Genomic DNA, 16,305 nt, shown 5'->3' on the forward strand with positions numbered 1-16,305 from the left:
TTATCTATTTAAGCAAAAAAAGCCCACCGTATTGTTATATGAATACCAATGGGCTTTTGCATATGCTTTGCGTGAGTAGACTTTGACAGTTAGTGAGACATTAAGGTTTTAATAACACTTTACCGTTTTTGCTGGATTGCAAATCACCATTGACGGCTTTTTTGATATCTGCCAAATCAAACGTGGCTTCGACAGGCAGTTTTAGATTGCCATTGGTCGCGCGTTCGATCAGCTCATCAATCAAACGTTGTTTGTTATCCACACTCATCTCTTGGCTGATTTTACTGCCCCAGAAGCCTTTGATAACTGCTTGTTTGAAGATGATATTGGTTGGATCTAGGTTCATTGGCTTACCTGACATGATACCAAACGAGGCCAACGTGCCACCATGACCGAGCAATTCTAGTAAGTCATTACTAGACTCACCGCCGATTGAGTCAACTGCCGCGATTATCTTGTCATCGCCCACGAGTTTACGAACCTGATCTTTCCAGTCGTCATCTGAGGTATTGATGTTATTTTTGATACCCAGCGCGTCTAGCTCTTTTATCGCGTCCGCACTACGGACGACATTGATAGTATTGATACCACGTGCAGCGGCGAGCATCGCAAGTGATTTACCGACCGCACCATTGGCTGCATTATGAATGACCCATTGTCCTTCTTTTAATTCTAAGAATTCAATGAGCATCAAGGCACTAAGCGGCATGGCGATAAGCTGGCCTGCGATTTGATCTTCTAAGCTATCAGGGACAGCAAACACCATATCTTTTGAGGCCACAAAGTACTCTGCCCATGTTGCTTGTACGCTGGCAGCCGCGACACGCTGACCGACTTTGACGTCTTTCACATTATCCCCAATCGCATCAATGATGCCGACGGCTTCACTACCACCGATGGCTGGCAGTTCTGGTTTAAAGCCATACTGACCGCGAATGGTGAGTAGGTCATGGTTATGGATAGAGGCCAATATGGTTTTGACTCGTACCTCATCGGCTTTTGGTTCAGGAATAGGGCTGTCGCCAAGGCTTAAGACTTCGGTGGGTTTGCCAAATTTACTATAAGTTGCGCTACGCATGGGTGTGTCCTTTTTATTTATTTTGAATGAAGTAATCGTATATGACTGAATAGATTATTATTGGTTGATTATCAGCTCATTCATCATTATCAGTTCGTTCATCAATGTTTAGTTATCAGCGCTCCGTCAAGAAGCGCGTTATCCGGTCACCACAGTAGCAAGTCCAGCTTATCGTTATCAGTACTTATTTGGTTAAATAAGGTTAGTCTTTGCTTACAGTTGTGAAGTAGCAGTTGCCCAGTTTATTTAATTGTTAACTTTGGCTTTATCTATATCTGTTGGGTCAATCACTTCAAATGTCTCGTTGACGAGGTTGGTCAGTAGCGGATCACCCTTGTCATTGACGCGAAACAAGCCGTATTCTGCTGCTTCAAAAGCATTGGCATGACCTTCTTGAAAGAAAAAAGCATTGGTTGCAAGTTTTACTGAGCCGTTGCGCAGACGGTAACGGATAGCTTTTTCATTGGTCGCCAATGTATTGGGCTGATGACTATCTGCCAAGCGTACAAAGTGCCCGACATCGCGCTCATCTAAAGCGACTATCACGTAGCTGTCAGCCGATTTAGGACGGTCACCAGTTTTATCTAACACATCCAAAACATTGCGCTCCAAGGCATAACTAAGCGTCATATAATCGCCTTGCATAAAGCCGCGTGGATCAACAGGCGCCAGTTGTAATAACACAGGATCACCACTAGCAAGATGCCTCTCATACTTCATCACATTTATACTGATAAAGGTCAAAATACCGACCAAACCCAGTATGGCAATAGTGATGGTCACGGCTGGTTTTTGCCACCGTGCTAGAGCAGAGGTGGAGACGTTGCTTGCATTAGTATATTTATTGGCATCATTCATGATAAAGGCTCCTCACTATCGACCTGACTGGCGTTATGCTGGATGCGTGCTCCAGAGGCAGGTAAGTCGTGAGCACTATAGCGCTTGATCAATATCCAGCGCAGCAGTAGCAGTACAATACCGACTACCAGCACGGAGACAGATTTGACCAATAAAGACGTATTGAGCTGGTAGTAGTACCAAAACACATAGCAAACCAAGGCGAACACGCCAATACCTAACAGAGTGCGTTTGCTATTGGCCATGGCAATGATGATAATCAAGCTAGTGGCCAGTAAGCCTGTAACATAGGTCGATACAATACCCAAGACAATGACAGCGCTGCCAGTCATCAACCCTACGGCAGAATGCCATTGGACACGGTAACGCTTCAAAATGAGGTAGGCGGCATATAGGCTGGCGAGTGTGAGCAGTCCTTGTTCCCAGTAGTAATGATAACGAAACAGCTCGTCGTTATTATCGAAGCCATAACGGTACTCGTCGACAATGAAATAGACAGAAATGCATAAAAGCATGAGCGCACTGGCATAACCAATGGCTTTTATCACCTCAGAGCTTGCTAAATGCCACCGAGCTGAAATGCGTCGCAATAACCGATAGCGCTGTAAATGACTGACAATTGCAATCAATGCCAATAGACCCAGACTGATTTCGGGTAGAGCGTAATAACCGAGTAAAAAAACCATGCAGCCAAACACCACTAAGCTCCCAATCAATCGGTACATAAAGCTTGGCACGATAAAGATCAAAGCACTTTGTAGCAATAAAAATACCCACACATTAAGCGGATGGCTGATACTACTTTCGATTAAGCTGTACACCACGTATGATTGACCTGCCACGCTGATCATGAAGGCCAGACTGCTCAAAAACATACTGTGACGTCGGTGTTCATATTTAAATAAGAGGAAGCCACACGCATTCAACAACAGCCCAATCATGCCTATCATCATTGCATTGTCTAACGCGCCAGTACTTTCTAATATTAAGGTCAAAAAACCAATAAAAAACAGGCTGGCTAACAGCCCACTAAAGCCAAAAAGGACGTGTACAAACCAAGGTGTATCTTCTTGATCATTACTATTTGAAAGGCTTGTTTCGCCATTTTTATCAGCTGCACTTCCATCAATTGCACTTCTATCAGTCGCATTGACCTCAACCGATTCGTTAACCATGTCACTTGTCGCAGTGCGCTTATGACTTAAACGAGCTGCTTTACGTAGCCAAACAACGGTCGCTGAACTCATGCCAACCAATAGCAGCGCCAACACTAAAAAACCACTGCTATTAGTGTTTTCTAATAAAAATCTACCTGCCCAAAACATCACCACAATAATGATAGAGCCACTGACATAGGTCAGCATCAATACATCAACACGGTATTGGTAAAATCGCCAAACCATAAAGCCAAACCAAATGACCCATAGCGATAATAAAACAATAGGTATCGTGAAATTACCGTTGTCAAAAATGGTGAAGATAGCGAGGTGAGTGATGGCGTAGGTACTTAATAAACCAACCACATAAGTGCTCCAGTGCAAACCAGCTCTAGTCTGATTTTGTGTATGAGCGGCGGTAGGAGACGGAGTGTCTATATCTGCATTGGCAGAAGTTATTTGAGAGGGGCTTTTGTGATCAATAAAAAATAGCCAGAGATTCAGTGCGACAAAATTAATGACGGCCAGCGCGCCTATTTCTATCACGCCTTGGTATATATTATCGTTTAACAAAAAACCAGTCACGTCTAAATAAGACAATAGGCAGGCATTCAGCAGACCCAACCACAACAACCACAGCGCAGGGAAACGAGCAATCACGGCCCACGGCGTAATCAATAGCGCCCACACAAAAAACAGCTGCCATGTGTCTGCGCCCGTCTGATAGGTCTGTCCAAACAAAGCAAGTAGGCTGCCAGTGATGATACTGGCAATGAGCAAAAGCAGTTGACGAATGAGGAGAAATTGTCGCCTAACACACAAGCCAACGTATAGGGTAATGGTTATAAACAGTGCGCCTTCGACCAGTGCAAACTTACCCATTTTGCCCATGTCTAACCAGTTATAAGCGATAAAGAAAACAAGGGCTAACGCCAGTGCGACTGATCCAATCACCAGCAGCGCTTTATCAAAAAAAGCAAGCCATGTCTGCTTGGTTGGGTAGATGTCAAAGTGGGCAGCCGTATCATCGGCGCGTTCGATAGGAGAGGTATCGTGTTTAAGCGAATGCTCAGTCGTGCGCTGTGGTTGGTTCATAGCACGCTCTCATTAAAAACAGTGTAAAGACTATCTTATCAAAACTACCAGCTGAACCCAGTCATTTATCGACAATCCTCTTAGTATAATTGTAGCGTTTTTAAGACAGCTCAATTCGATAAAGTCTTGGCAAAAATAGGTACAAGATGATGAAACGATAGGGACTCATTTCGTTAATGACCTTGTTCAACAGAAAACTGCTGATGACGCTATTGCCTCTAAATGCTTTTTTAACGTTTATTTTTGCCACAATTTTATCCAAGTCTTACAAAAATAAATGACAGAAAAAAAATAAAATATTGAGAGGGTTTTATCACAGAAAATAAGTTTGACGATGGATACCACCGTCACAGGATTGGCGGACAACTATATTCAACGGTCTTTTACGACCAGTGATTAGTTATTAAAAACAATATTGTAAGTGGAAATTACCATATTTTTTTGTGCGTTTTGCTCAATACCTTATGAATACAGACCTTGCGAATCATAACCGTTGGCTAAAATCATAAAGCAAGTCGTATCAAACAAAGAGATATAAACGGTATGTTTATGACGATAAAAGGTTATAAATACAATAAAAAACTTCTGTTATTACTGGATTTTTACTCAATTTTCAGCCATCAAAAAAACTTATTTTTAGATATTTTTCGCACTTATGTTCAATCTGAGCATATCGAAAATTGTTGACATTGATACTGTTTTTTATTACTAATGGTTATCCATAATGTTACTAATAATTATCCAAAGTCATCTCTATTACCATAATTAAGTCTCAATTTTGTTTCAAGATTTATGCTTCAACGGTCGAATAAAGCGACGAGTGGTATAAATATTGAGAATTAGTTTGTGCTCAGATCTGACGCCTTCAAGCCTATCAGACCGCGATTTCAGGAGCACTGCAGCATTGGTTGCTGTGACGATGATTGCTGTGACGATGATTGCTGTGAGCGTGGTTAGAGTGCTCGTGGTTAGAGTATGAATAGAGTGGATAAGTATCAGCATACGGATAAATTAAATGGACTTACTACAACTCAGTAAATCCGCCCAGCCACTTACCTGCTAGGATATTACATGATGCGCCCTTCCAACCACCTTCTGACGTCTGTGTTTTTACCCACTTCTCTTGTACTGGCCATGTTTATGACAGGCTGTAGCAACAACTCTGCAAGCGATGGCACTGCCAGCCAATCTTCAAATATCGATCCAAACGTATTGGCCGACACTCAAGAATTGGTTGTCAATAACGCTGCCGAGCCAGAGTCGCTTGATCCGCACAAAGTCTCTGGCGTCCCTGAAGCAGGTATCGACCGTCAGATGTTTGAAGGGCTGACTAATACGGATGCGGATGGCAAAACCATTCCGGGTATGGCGACAAGTTGGGAGAGTTCAGACAACAAAGTGTGGACGTTTAAGCTGCGTGATGCCAAGTGGTCAAATGGTGATCCTGTGACCGCAGAGGATTTTGTTTATAGCTTGCGCCGTCTGGTCGATCCAAATACCGCTTCTCCTTATTCGAGCTATCTAGTCGATGCCAAGATTGTGGGCGCTGAGCAAATCGTTGAGGGTAAAGCGGGTATAGACACCCTTGGCGTAGAAGCACTAGATGACAAAACTCTGCAAGTGACTTTATCAGAGCCTGTGCCTTATTTCCCAGACATGATGATTCACAACTCGGTCAAGCCCGTCCACCAAAAAACGATCGAAGCGTTTGGTGATAAATGGACAGACCCTGCCAATATCGTGGTCAATGGCCCTTATAAAGTCAGCAAATGGCAGGTCAATGATCAAATCGTCCTAACGCGTAACCCTGCTTATTACGATGACGCCAATACCAAAATTGATACTGTCACGATGCTCGCGATTCCTTCTAGTACCACCGATGTGGCGCGCTATCAGGCAGGCGAGGTCGATATGACCTACAACGAAATCCCAACTGAGCAATTTGCGTCTCTCAAAGAGCAGCTTGGTGATGAGCTAACCGTCTCTCCTTATCTGTGTACTTACTATTATGAATTTAACAATGTCAAACCACCATTTGATGATGTCAAAGTGCGCCGTGCGCTCGCCTTGGCATTAGATCGTGACACGGTAGTCGATAAGGTCATCGGCCAAGGGCAAACAGCGGCGTATCAGCTCACACCGACCGCGACTAATGGCGGTGTAAAAAACATGCCAGAGTGGGCAACATGGGATAAAGAGAAGCGTCTGGCAGAAGCCAAAAAACTGCTGAATGAAGCAGGCTATAGCGAGAGCAATCCACTGACATTTGAGCTGCTGTACAACACCAATGATCTTCATAAGAAAACGGCGCTTGCCGTCGCCTCGCTATGGAAACAATCGCTTGGCTTCGTAGATGTCAACTTGATCAATAAAGAATGGAAAACCTACCTCGATACTCGCCGTAATGGTAACTATCAAATCGCGCGCGCGGGTTGGTGTGGTGATTACAACGAGGCTTCAACTTTCTTGAACATCGTAAAAACAGGTAATAGTAACAACCACGGTAAATACTCCAATGCCAATTTTGATAGCCTGATGGCACAAACGCTAAAACCAGGTGTGACGCCTGAGCAGCGCGTTGATTTATACAACAAAGCCGAGGCTCAGCTGGACAAAGACATGCCTTTATTGAATGTTTATCACTATGTCAGCCCTCGTTTGGTTAAGCCTTATGTTATTGGCTTCCCAATGAAAGATGCCCTAAACAACTGGCAAGCAAAAGATTTATCCATTGCTAAACACTGATAGATCAAGATAAAACTGAGTGCGATGATTGAGACCTCGGCTGACTCATTGCACTCACTGCTATTGCCAGTAAGCCATCATGGCGTGTTACATCTGCTGTATCTTTCTAGCTTTTATTGAGCTTAGAAGCCAGCATTTCCATAGAAGAGGTATTATGTTAAAACTGATTTTTCGGCGTATTCTAGAGGCCATCCCGACCTTATTTGTTTTGATAACCGTCTCCTTTTTTATGATGCGCTTAGCACCAGGCAATCCTTTCTCAGGCGAGCGTACCTTATCCCCGGCCGTACTGGCCAATATTGAAGCCAAATACAATCTTAATGATCCTCTTTGGTTACAGTATATCCATTATCTGGGACAACTTGCTGTCGGCGACTTTGGACCTTCCTTTAAATATAAAGACTATACGGTCAATGAGCTGTTGTCGCAGTCGTTTCCAGTATCGATGGAGCTTGGGGTTTATGCGTTTATCTTAGCATTGGTCTTAGGGTTGATTTTTGGGGTAATCGCAGCGCTTAAGCAAAACTCATGGATAGATTATGTACTCATGGCATTTGCGATGACGGGGGTTGTGATTCCAAGCTTTGTTAAAGCCCCATTACTGGTGCTCATTTTTGCGATCATTTTGCACTGGCTGCCAGCGGGTGGATGGAATGATGGCGCGTTACAAAATCTCATCTTACCAGTCACCGCCTTGGCCTTGGCATATACGGCCAGTATCGCGCGGATCATGCGTGGATCAATGATTGAGGTGATGAATAGCCAATATATCAGAACGGCTAGAGCTAAAGGCTTACCGATGCGCCAGATTGTCATGAAGCACGCGCTGAGACCGGCGATGTTACCTGTGATTTCCTATTTAGGCCCTGCCTTTGTCGGCATTATCACAGGCTCTATCGTGATTGAGACTATCTTTGGTTTGCCGGGTATTGGGCAGTTATTTGTGAATGGCGCACTCAACCGTGATTATGGTGTGGTGCTTAGTTTGACCATTTTGGTGGGTGTATTGACCATCACCTTCAATGCCATCGTTGATATTTTATATGCCATGATTGACCCAAAAATTCAGTATTAAATATGATGAATTATTATTTAAGCAGATCATTACAAGGACAACTATGAGCCTTATTGTAGACCAGCCCACCGACATTATCCTGTCGCCAGCGAAAGAGATTAAAGGTCGCAGTCTTTGGCAAGATGCGTGGCGACGTTTTTATCAAAACAAGGCGGCTGTGGCCAGCTTTTTTATCTTATTACTGATTGGGGCTTTTGTCCTATTTGTCCCGTTGTTTGCTCCTTTTGGTTATGCCGAGACCGATTGGAATTTTATGCAAGCTGCGCCTTCTATCGAAAATAAGCATTATTTTGGTACCGATTCACTTGGTCGAGATTTATTGGTGCGTACCGCCGTTGGTGGCCGTATCTCCTTAATGGTTGGGATAGCGGGAGCGACGGTTGCTGTACTTTTCGGTACCATTTATGGTGCGACGTCAGGCTATCTTGGCGGTAAAGTTGACATGGTGATGATGCGGTTTTTAGAGATTTTAAGTGCCTTTCCGTTCATGTTTTTTGTGATTTTATTGGTCACGATATTTGGACGCAACTTGGTCTTAATCTTTGTCGCTATCGGACTGGTGTCTTGGTTGGATGTCGCTCGGATTGTTCGTGGTCAGACGCTCAGCTTGAAGAGTAAAGAGTTCATCGAAGCGGCTCATGTAGGCGGCGTCTCAGGCTTTAATATTATCAAACGCCATATCGTGCCTAACGTGCTGGGTGTGGTGGTGATTTATGCCTCACTACTGGTACCGACGATGATTTTGTTTGAGTCGTTTTTGAGCTTTTTGGGACTGGGTGTACAAGAACCGATGACTAGCTGGGGTGCGCTATTGCAAGAAGGCTCTCGCACCATGCAAGTGGCGCCTTGGCAGATTTTGATTCCGTCGGCTTTTTTGGTCATTACTTTATTTTGCTTTAACTTTATTGGCGACGGTCTACGTGATGCGTTTGACCCTAAAGACCGCTAGGAGAGTGACATCGTGGTAACTAAAGAATTCAGTAACACCATTAATGACAATCTTAATGATGGTTCTAATAACAGTCTCATTACGCCTTCGAACACCTTGCTAGCAGTAAAAGATTTGTCCGTTCAGTTTAAGACTGAGGATGGTCTGGTGACAGCGGTGAATGGGTTAAATTTTGATCTGCATGAGGGTGAAACCTTAGGCATCGTTGGTGAATCAGGCTCTGGCAAATCGCAGACCGCTTTTGCCATTATGGGATTGCTGGCAAAAAATGGTCATGCCAAAGGCTCAGTACGCTTTCAAGGCAATGAGTTACTCAGCTTGTCGCAAAAGGCACTGAATAAAATCCGTGCCGAACAAGTGGCGATGATTTTTCAAGATCCCATGACGTCACTAAATCCTTATATGAAGATAGGCGATCAGCTCGCCGAAGTATTGACCTTGCATAAGGGGATGAATAAAAAGGAGGCGTGGGCAGAGTCGATACGCATGCTAGATGCCGTCAAAATCCCTGAGGCCAAAAAACGCATTGGCATGTATCCGCATGAGTTCTCAGGCGGTATGCGTCAGCGGGTGATGATTGCGATGGCATTGCTCTGTCGCCCTAAATTATTAATTGCTGATGAGCCGACCACCGCACTTGATGTGACGGTTCAAGCGCAAATCATGGTGTTATTGAACGAGCTAAAACGCGACTTCGGTACGACTATTATTATGATTACCCATGATTTGGGCGTAGTAGCGGGTATCTGTGATCGTGTCCTTGTGATGTATGCCGGTCGCACGATGGCTTATGGCGAGACGGAGGAGATTTTTTATACCCCGACCCATCCATATACCATCGGGTTATTAAAAGCCATTCCGCGTCTGGATAACGAGATGGGCAAGCTTGAGACGATTCCTGGCAGTCCGCCAAACTTACTGGACTTGCCTGCAGGCTGTCCTTTTTATGAGCGCTGCCCTCATGCGATGGATATCTGCCGTGATACGCCGCCGCCACTTGAGTTTTTGCCGCACGACCGTCAGCGCGCTTGTCATTGGCACCCTGAAATGAAATTAGATACCTTGACGGATATCGATGCCAATCATCCATCAGAGATAGAGGGGTAGACGATGATGACACAGATTACTAATAGCAGCGCAAGCCAGCCTAAAACACCGTTACTCAAAGTACGGGATGTCCATACCACGTTTAATATCAAACAAAAAGGCACTTACTTTTGGCAAAAGCCTGCGACGTTAAAAGCCGTCAATGGTGTCTCGTTTGAGATATTTGCTGGTGAAACCTTGGGCGTGGTAGGCGAGTCAGGCTGCGGCAAATCGACCCTTGCTCGTACTATCGTGGGTTTGATCGAAGCCAACTCTGGTAGCATCTTGTTCAATGAAGAAGAGCTCGTCGGCGCGTCCAAAAAAACCATGAGAATGAAGCGCAAAGACATTCAAATGATTTTTCAAGATCCGCTCGCCTCATTGAATCCGCGCATGACAGTGGGCGATATCATTGCCGAACCGCTACGTACTTATTATCCCAAAATGAAAAAAGGTGACGTACAAAGCGAAGTACGTGAGATTATGAAAAAGGTGGGACTACTGCCCAATCAGATCAACCGATATCCGCATGAGTTCTCAGGTGGACAGTGTCAGCGCATTGGCATTGCCCGCGCTTTAATCTTAAAGCCCAGAATTATCATCTGTGATGAGCCAGTCTCGGCGCTTGATGTTTCTATTCAAGCGCAGGTCATCAATTTATTGCAAGACATCCAAGAAGAGATGGGACTTGCGCTTATCTTTATTGCCCATGATTTGTCGGTGATTAAGCATATTGCTGATCGAGTGCTGGTCATGTATTTGGGCAACGCCGTCGAGCTTGGAGTAAATAAAGCGGTGTATGGTAATCCGACCCATCCTTATACCCAAGCATTGATGTCGGCGGTACCGCTACCTGATCCTATTGCTGAGCGCAATAAAACCATTCAGTTATTGGAAGGCGATTTGCCAAGTCCGATTAATCCGCCCTCAGGCTGCGCGTTTCGGACGCGCTGTCCACTAGCGGATGAGGAGTGTGCTCAAATTAAACCGGTGCTGGAAGGGAATATAAACCACCGAGTGGCTTGTCTAAAAAATAAAGTCGAGGTGATATCGTAAGTTAGCAGCCCTTTAATAATAGACGACTGTGTTAAGTTACTTTATAAAACAATACCAAAGGTGAATAACATCATCTTTGGTATTTTTATAGGCGTGAGTGTTGATATATTTAGGGCATGTCGAATATTCAAAATGCCATAAACCACGATAAAGTAACCATAGCGAGATTGACATGAATTTTGCGCAGCCGCTGTCTGCGAAGGTACAGCAAGCAAAATTTATGTCAATAGCACGTGATATTAGCCCGCTCTTTAATAAAACTCAATGCGACTCAGCACATGTTCTTGAATCATATAGGCACAAACATATGCACTCGGCCACGCTACGATAAAGGCCAATCCCCACGAATGGAACAGCGTATCAAAAAACCCCTCGGTCCAGCCGACTTTAATCAGGATCAAAGCAGCTGAGATAATGAGTGACATCATCAGTGCCATAAGTCCGGTAAAGATTAGACGGTAGTATTTGCGCCGTGTACGGATTCTGATGGTGGGTATTTTACTCATAGTTTTACTTATTTTGGTGATAAAAAGTTAGGACATGTCAAACATTCGCACGCTATTTGCATTGTAGCAACACCGCACAGTTTTCAAAAGCGGTACTACTGCTAAACGTTTTGTTGCCGAGTACCCATAGTAAGGATAAATTGCTGGGTTGAGGGAGGTAACGGTTATTGTCAAAGCTGACTTCGCCGCGATCAAGCTGATTGGCAACGATAATATAGCGTGAGGGTGAGCTGGTAAATGTATTATCCTTAATACTTAATTTTTGAATATTAAATTGCAGGAGTAGCTGACCACCTTGTTGCTTACCAAGATCATTGTTGGTGACGGTATTATTAACAAGGGTGATTTGTCTGACGCCGCCACGTTGCTCATCATAGCCACCGACTGCGAGACCAGCATAGCTGCTATCGGTGACCGTATTGCCCTCTACCCAGACCTCTTCTGTCAATTTTTGGAAGTGTTCACTGGCGACTTCGATACCAATATCATTGCCAGTCACGGTATTGTTTTGAATAAATACTTGCCTGCCTCCATCGACATAAATACCACCCGCTGAAGGATTATCACCTTTGTAGCCAGGATTGCCAACGATGCTATTGCGCGTGACCGTATTGCCAATGATATCGCCTCGTCTGGCATAGTCGTTAGCGGTCTCTGCTGTTCCTTCAAAACCAATGATGTCGATACCAATGTTATCGTTGTTATTGACTTGGTTATGGTTCACTTCAAAGTTAGTCACATCCCCATTGAGTACGATCGCTTCACTACGACCTAAGGTGAGGTTTTCGACTCGATTATTATTGACCTGAATATCCCTAATAGGCTGAGTACCGTACACCGCAATGCCATGCGCATTGCCATACTCATTTTTAACGCGCGTGCCTAGATTATGAATATAGTTGTTTTCGATGAGGATATTATGGCTACTACCTGTCACATAGATCGCAGTGGGCGTAACCTGATCGCTAGTTGTCCAAAAGTTAGTAAACTCTAAGCCACGAATGATCACATAAGCTTGTTCTTCTATATGGAACAGATGCTCATCGTCAGTACTTGGCGTGCCTGTGATGACTACTTTTGCAGCTGGCATCGCCTCAAAAATAATAGGCTGTGACAGTGTGCCAGAGTTTTCAATATAGACAGGCCCTTTATAAGTACCGGCGGCAATGTGTACTGTCGTTCCAGCGGTGGCGAGATCCGCCGCTCTTTGTATGGTCAGTACTGGTGAGTTAGCACTACCTGTTGCCGTATCGCTACCCGTTGTCGCCACGTAGATATGTTTACGCGTACTGTCATCGAGCGTTACATCATCAAGGGCTGAGCTGCGATCATAAAATGCTTGGCTATTAGATGTCGGTGGTACTGTTTCAGGCGGTGTCGGGATATTTGGTATTGCGGGCGTGGCTGGTTCAGAAGTAGTAGGAGGAGTGGAAGCGTTTGAGTCTGTATCTGAGTCGCCACCACCGCAAGCAGGCAATACAATCACTACGGATGCAAGTAATCCAATAGGCAATAGCATGGATGAACGAATCTTTGAATACAGCGTTGACTGACGAGTCTTCATAGTACTTCCTAATAGTAGGATATAAGCTATCGATGAACAAAAAAGTAGATAAGTCTGAAGGGATCTTTGCTATAGCGGTTATAAAAATTGTCTTAAAAATGATTTATATCATATAACGATTTTTGCTACGATTGAATGACTTTTTACGCTTACGCGTTTGTCTCTAGTCCGCTTAGATGACCACTGATTGAATTGAGGACACCTCTTAATAAGGAAGAAAAATGCCTAACCAGAATCAGCAACACCCATCCTCTCAGCAAACCACGCCTCAATACAGTACTCAAAGAACACTTGGCATCATCGGTGGCATGAGCTGGGAGAGTACCGAAAGCTACTATCGCCTGATTAATGAAGGTGTCAAAGCCAAGCTGGGTGGATTGCATTCAGCAGATTTGCTCATACACAGTGTCGATTTTGGCCCTATCAATACGTTGCAAGAAACGGGAGAGTGGGAAGCACTGGGTTCGCTTATGGTGAGTAGCAGTAAACGCTTGCAAGCGGCGGGCGCGCAAGGAATCATGATCGCTTCTAACACCATGCACAAATTATTCGACGATGTACAATCAGCCACAGACCTACCATTGATCCATATTGCAGACGCCACTATCGATGCCATCAAAGCACAAAATCTCACTAAAATAGCGTTACTCGGCACGCAGTTTACGATGACCCAAGATTTTTATAAGCAGCGTTTGATTGATGCAGGGCTAGAAGTGGTGATACCTGCCGAGGACGAACGTGCCGAAGTACACCGTATTATAAAAAAAGAGCTGTGCGTCGGTGAGTTCAAAGACAGCTCACGGGCATATTATCGTCAAGTGGTTGAAGCTTTAGCGGCGCAAGGAGCAGAAGGTGTGATATTAGGCTGTACTGAGATTGGTCTACTCATCACTCAAGCAGACAGCCCAATCCCTGTGTTTGATACCACTGCAATACATGCCGCTGCTGCGGTAGATTTTTTATTGTCTGATATAGGGCTTTAGTATATGCAGCAATAAGTCGAGATTATAGACAGCTTACTCCTTATACCAATGAAAAAGAGTCATCAAGCTAAACGTATATATAGTCAGCTGAAAATGATACATCAATTTAAATACGCTACTGGAAGAAATTTTGCACAGCCTCTGTCGTTATAGGCTCTGGTATAGACACCGCACGCAAGTAACATTTCTTCCAGTAGCGCTATAACACTTTTAAAGCATCTTAACTATATATAAACCACGCTATTAGCCTTTATTACTCTTTATCATGCGGTGTCTATAAAGTCGTCTGCGAAGTCGTCGATGTAGCCTTGTGATACGGCGTAACGGGAGCAGCTTCCACACAGTCGTTGGTGCGATATCTCGGCACGACGCAGAGGTGCCACCATGCACGCGATAGCCTTCACTGCCTTGAGCAGCCTCTTCTGCGACCAGTTTTTTACCCTTGCGCCATCCGCCATGTACATATAGTCCTGCCCCCATCAGCGCGGTGGCTACCATGCCTGCTGGGAACGACAGCCACAGTGCGTCGTCCCCAAGGAGTGGGTAAAGCCCGAACGCAAATCCAAGGCGCACGGGGTACATCGAAATCGCCATAACGACCAATGGCCAAATCACATAGCCGTTCGCTCGCATGGTGCCAAACAGCACTTGCGCTATCCCAAAAAAGACGAAACCCCATGTTGCCATTAACTGAATGTGTTCTCCAATTGGCAACGCTTCGCTATCACTACCAAGGAAAAAGCCCAAAATAGTGCCATCAAAAATCGTCAGCACCGCGATAATTGCACCGGTCAATATCACGTTAAAAATAAGTCCCCATCGCGTGATGTCTGAGACTCTACTCCATTTATTAGCACCGATATTTTGTGCAACCATCGCACTGGCGGCGGCACTGAGCGCCATCGCTGGCATCTGCACGTATGTCCAAAGTTGCTGGGTAGCACTATAAGCGGCGGTCGTCTGTACCCCTTCGCGGTTGATCAGTGACAGCATGGTCAACGCTGCCGAAGAGATAACGATCATTTGCAGACCCATCGGCAACCCTTTTGAAAACATTGACTTTAGGATTTCTCGGTCTGCGCGTAAAAAGCACAGTTCTGGCATCTTAAGTGTCAGCACAGAGCCACGCAGGTACATGGTGATCACCATACCAATAAGTGCTAGTGTGTTTGCGGTGGCAGTTGCGAAAGCTGCGCCAAATATACCCCACTCGGGAAAGGGGCCTAGACCCAAAATCAATGTTGGTGTCAAAATTACATCAAAAACCACCGAGATAATGATAAACCAAAGCGGCGTCGTAGAGTCGCCTGTCCCACGCAGTGCCATCATGATCAGCGTAAACGTGAGTGTGACAGGCATTGCAACGAAAATCATGCGTAGATAGGTCAGAGCAAGATCTACCGCACTGGCTGGCGTGCCAAGCAAATCCAGTAGCATTGGCGCAAATAGCCACCCTACTGCCGACACCACTATACTGATCGGAATAATACTACCGAGCGCCGTTCCCATGGTTCTTTTGACCATAGTCTCGTCACGGCGGCCCATGGCTTGACCAATCAAAATAGTAGACGCCATACCAAAACCAAAAACAAAGGAGATGAGTATAAACATCAAAATGTTGCCGTTCGCTGTCGCGGCGAGCGCCTCTTCCCCTAAAAACCGCCCCACCCAGACAGCATTGATTGAGCCGTTTAACGACTGTAGCGCTGATGATCCAAGTGTTGGCAAGGCAAATAGGAGCATCGTTTTGGCAATTGACCCTTCAGTGAGGTCACGCCGTTTGTCAGTGGCAATGCTGGTGTCGCTCAATGTCTTTCCTTTTGCACCGTTCAATTGGGCTTCGGTTTGTTATAAGAATGCGTCCTAAGAAAGGTGTTAGATAACAGACTTAGGATTGATGGAATAAAAACGCTTATTATAAATGACAATGCCTATGTCATCTTGATTAGAACGGTAAACAAGTCAAGTGCTGACATAAGCTCCAGTACTGAATGTGTTACTAACTTTGTTACTTTCCTTTTGATGTTGTGTCTTATATACGATTAGGAGGCCAGTCCGGTTTCTACTTATTATAAAATCCTGATGGTTATAAAAATCCTAAAAAGCATGACGCTGATTTGACTACAAAGTAATAGATTTATAAATACGAAGAA

The 16,305-nt window shown here is 44.7% G+C and carries 12 protein-coding genes; 6 read left to right on the forward strand and 6 right to left on the reverse strand.

What is annotated here, in order from left to right; genetic code table 11:
• Positions 1–100: 100 nt before the first annotated feature.
• From A3K91_RS00110 to A3K91_RS00120, 3 genes are all read right to left on the reverse strand, one after another.
• Positions 101–1,078, reverse strand: coding sequence for a zinc-binding dehydrogenase (locus A3K91_RS00110; protein ID WP_062843469.1), 978 nt, complete (start codon positions 1,076–1,078; stop codon positions 101–103).
• Positions 1,079–1,324: 246 nt separating this feature from the next.
• Positions 1,325–1,936, reverse strand: coding sequence for a GDYXXLXY domain-containing protein (locus tag A3K91_RS00115; RefSeq protein ID WP_084387206.1), 612 nt, complete (start codon positions 1,934–1,936; stop codon positions 1,325–1,327).
• Entirely contained in the window at positions 1,933–4,188 is a 2,256-nt protein-coding gene (locus A3K91_RS00120) for a DUF2157 domain-containing protein (protein WP_062843470.1), read from the reverse strand. The genes A3K91_RS00115 and A3K91_RS00120 overlap by 4 nt, the downstream gene beginning before the upstream one ends.
• Before the next feature lie 1,074 nt (positions 4,189–5,262).
• Here A3K91_RS00120 and A3K91_RS00125 point away from each other — a divergent pair.
• The 5 genes from A3K91_RS00125 to oppF all read left to right on the forward strand — a co-directional run bounded on the left by A3K91_RS00125 (position 5,263) and on the right by oppF (position 11,099).
• Positions 5,263–6,933, forward strand: a complete 1,671-nt coding sequence (locus A3K91_RS00125) for an ABC transporter substrate-binding protein (protein ID WP_136139172.1) — start codon at positions 5,263–5,265, stop codon at positions 6,931–6,933.
• Between the two features lie 154 nt (positions 6,934–7,087).
• On the forward strand, positions 7,088–8,008 hold the full coding sequence (oppB, locus tag A3K91_RS00130) for an oligopeptide ABC transporter permease OppB (RefSeq protein WP_062843472.1): 921 nt from the start codon (positions 7,088–7,090) through the stop codon (positions 8,006–8,008).
• A 43-nt stretch (positions 8,009–8,051) separates the two neighbouring features.
• The gene (gene oppC, locus A3K91_RS00135; RefSeq protein ID WP_062843473.1) at positions 8,052–8,957 is read left to right on the forward strand and encodes an oligopeptide ABC transporter permease OppC; all 906 of its coding nucleotides are present in this window, start codon (positions 8,052–8,054) and stop codon (positions 8,955–8,957) included.
• Between the two features lie 12 nt (positions 8,958–8,969).
• Entirely contained in the window at positions 8,970–10,064 is a 1,095-nt protein-coding gene (gene oppD, locus A3K91_RS00140) for an oligopeptide ABC transporter ATP-binding protein OppD (RefSeq protein WP_269465569.1), read from the forward strand.
• 3 nt (positions 10,065–10,067) lie between these two features.
• Positions 10,068–11,099 carry a murein tripeptide/oligopeptide ABC transporter ATP binding protein OppF gene (oppF, locus tag A3K91_RS00145; RefSeq protein WP_269465570.1) on the forward strand — a complete coding sequence of 344 codons (1,032 nt, stop codon included), beginning with the start codon at positions 10,068–10,070 and terminating at the stop codon, positions 11,097–11,099.
• A gap of 251 nt (positions 11,100–11,350) precedes the next feature.
• Here oppF and A3K91_RS00150 read toward each other — a convergent pair whose 3' ends face one another.
• Together A3K91_RS00150 and A3K91_RS00155 are read right to left on the reverse strand one after the other, a co-directional pair.
• The gene (locus A3K91_RS00150; RefSeq protein ID WP_062843474.1) at positions 11,351–11,605 is read right to left on the reverse strand and encodes a DUF2798 domain-containing protein; all 255 of its coding nucleotides are present in this window, start codon (positions 11,603–11,605) and stop codon (positions 11,351–11,353) included.
• 52 nt (positions 11,606–11,657) lie between these two features.
• Entirely contained in the window at positions 11,658–13,169 is a 1,512-nt protein-coding gene (locus A3K91_RS00155; RefSeq protein ID WP_062843475.1) for a right-handed parallel beta-helix repeat-containing protein, read from the reverse strand.
• A 221-nt stretch (positions 13,170–13,390) separates the two neighbouring features.
• On the opposite strand from A3K91_RS00155, the gene A3K91_RS00160 reads away from it, so the two are divergent.
• Positions 13,391–14,152 carry an aspartate/glutamate racemase family protein gene (locus A3K91_RS00160; protein WP_084387207.1) on the forward strand — a complete coding sequence of 254 codons (762 nt, stop codon included), beginning with the start codon at positions 13,391–13,393 and terminating at the stop codon, positions 14,150–14,152.
• Between the two features lie 243 nt (positions 14,153–14,395).
• Here the strand turns inward: A3K91_RS00160 and A3K91_RS00165 are convergent, their stop codons facing one another.
• On the reverse strand, positions 14,396–15,961 hold the full coding sequence (locus A3K91_RS00165; RefSeq protein WP_062843476.1) for an MATE family efflux transporter: 1,566 nt from the start codon (positions 15,959–15,961) through the stop codon (positions 14,396–14,398).
• Positions 15,962–16,305 lie beyond the last annotated feature (344 nt).

The organism is Psychrobacter alimentarius, from assembly GCF_001606025.1.
In the GTDB taxonomy this organism is placed as follows: domain Bacteria; phylum Pseudomonadota; class Gammaproteobacteria; order Pseudomonadales; family Moraxellaceae; genus Psychrobacter; species Psychrobacter alimentarius.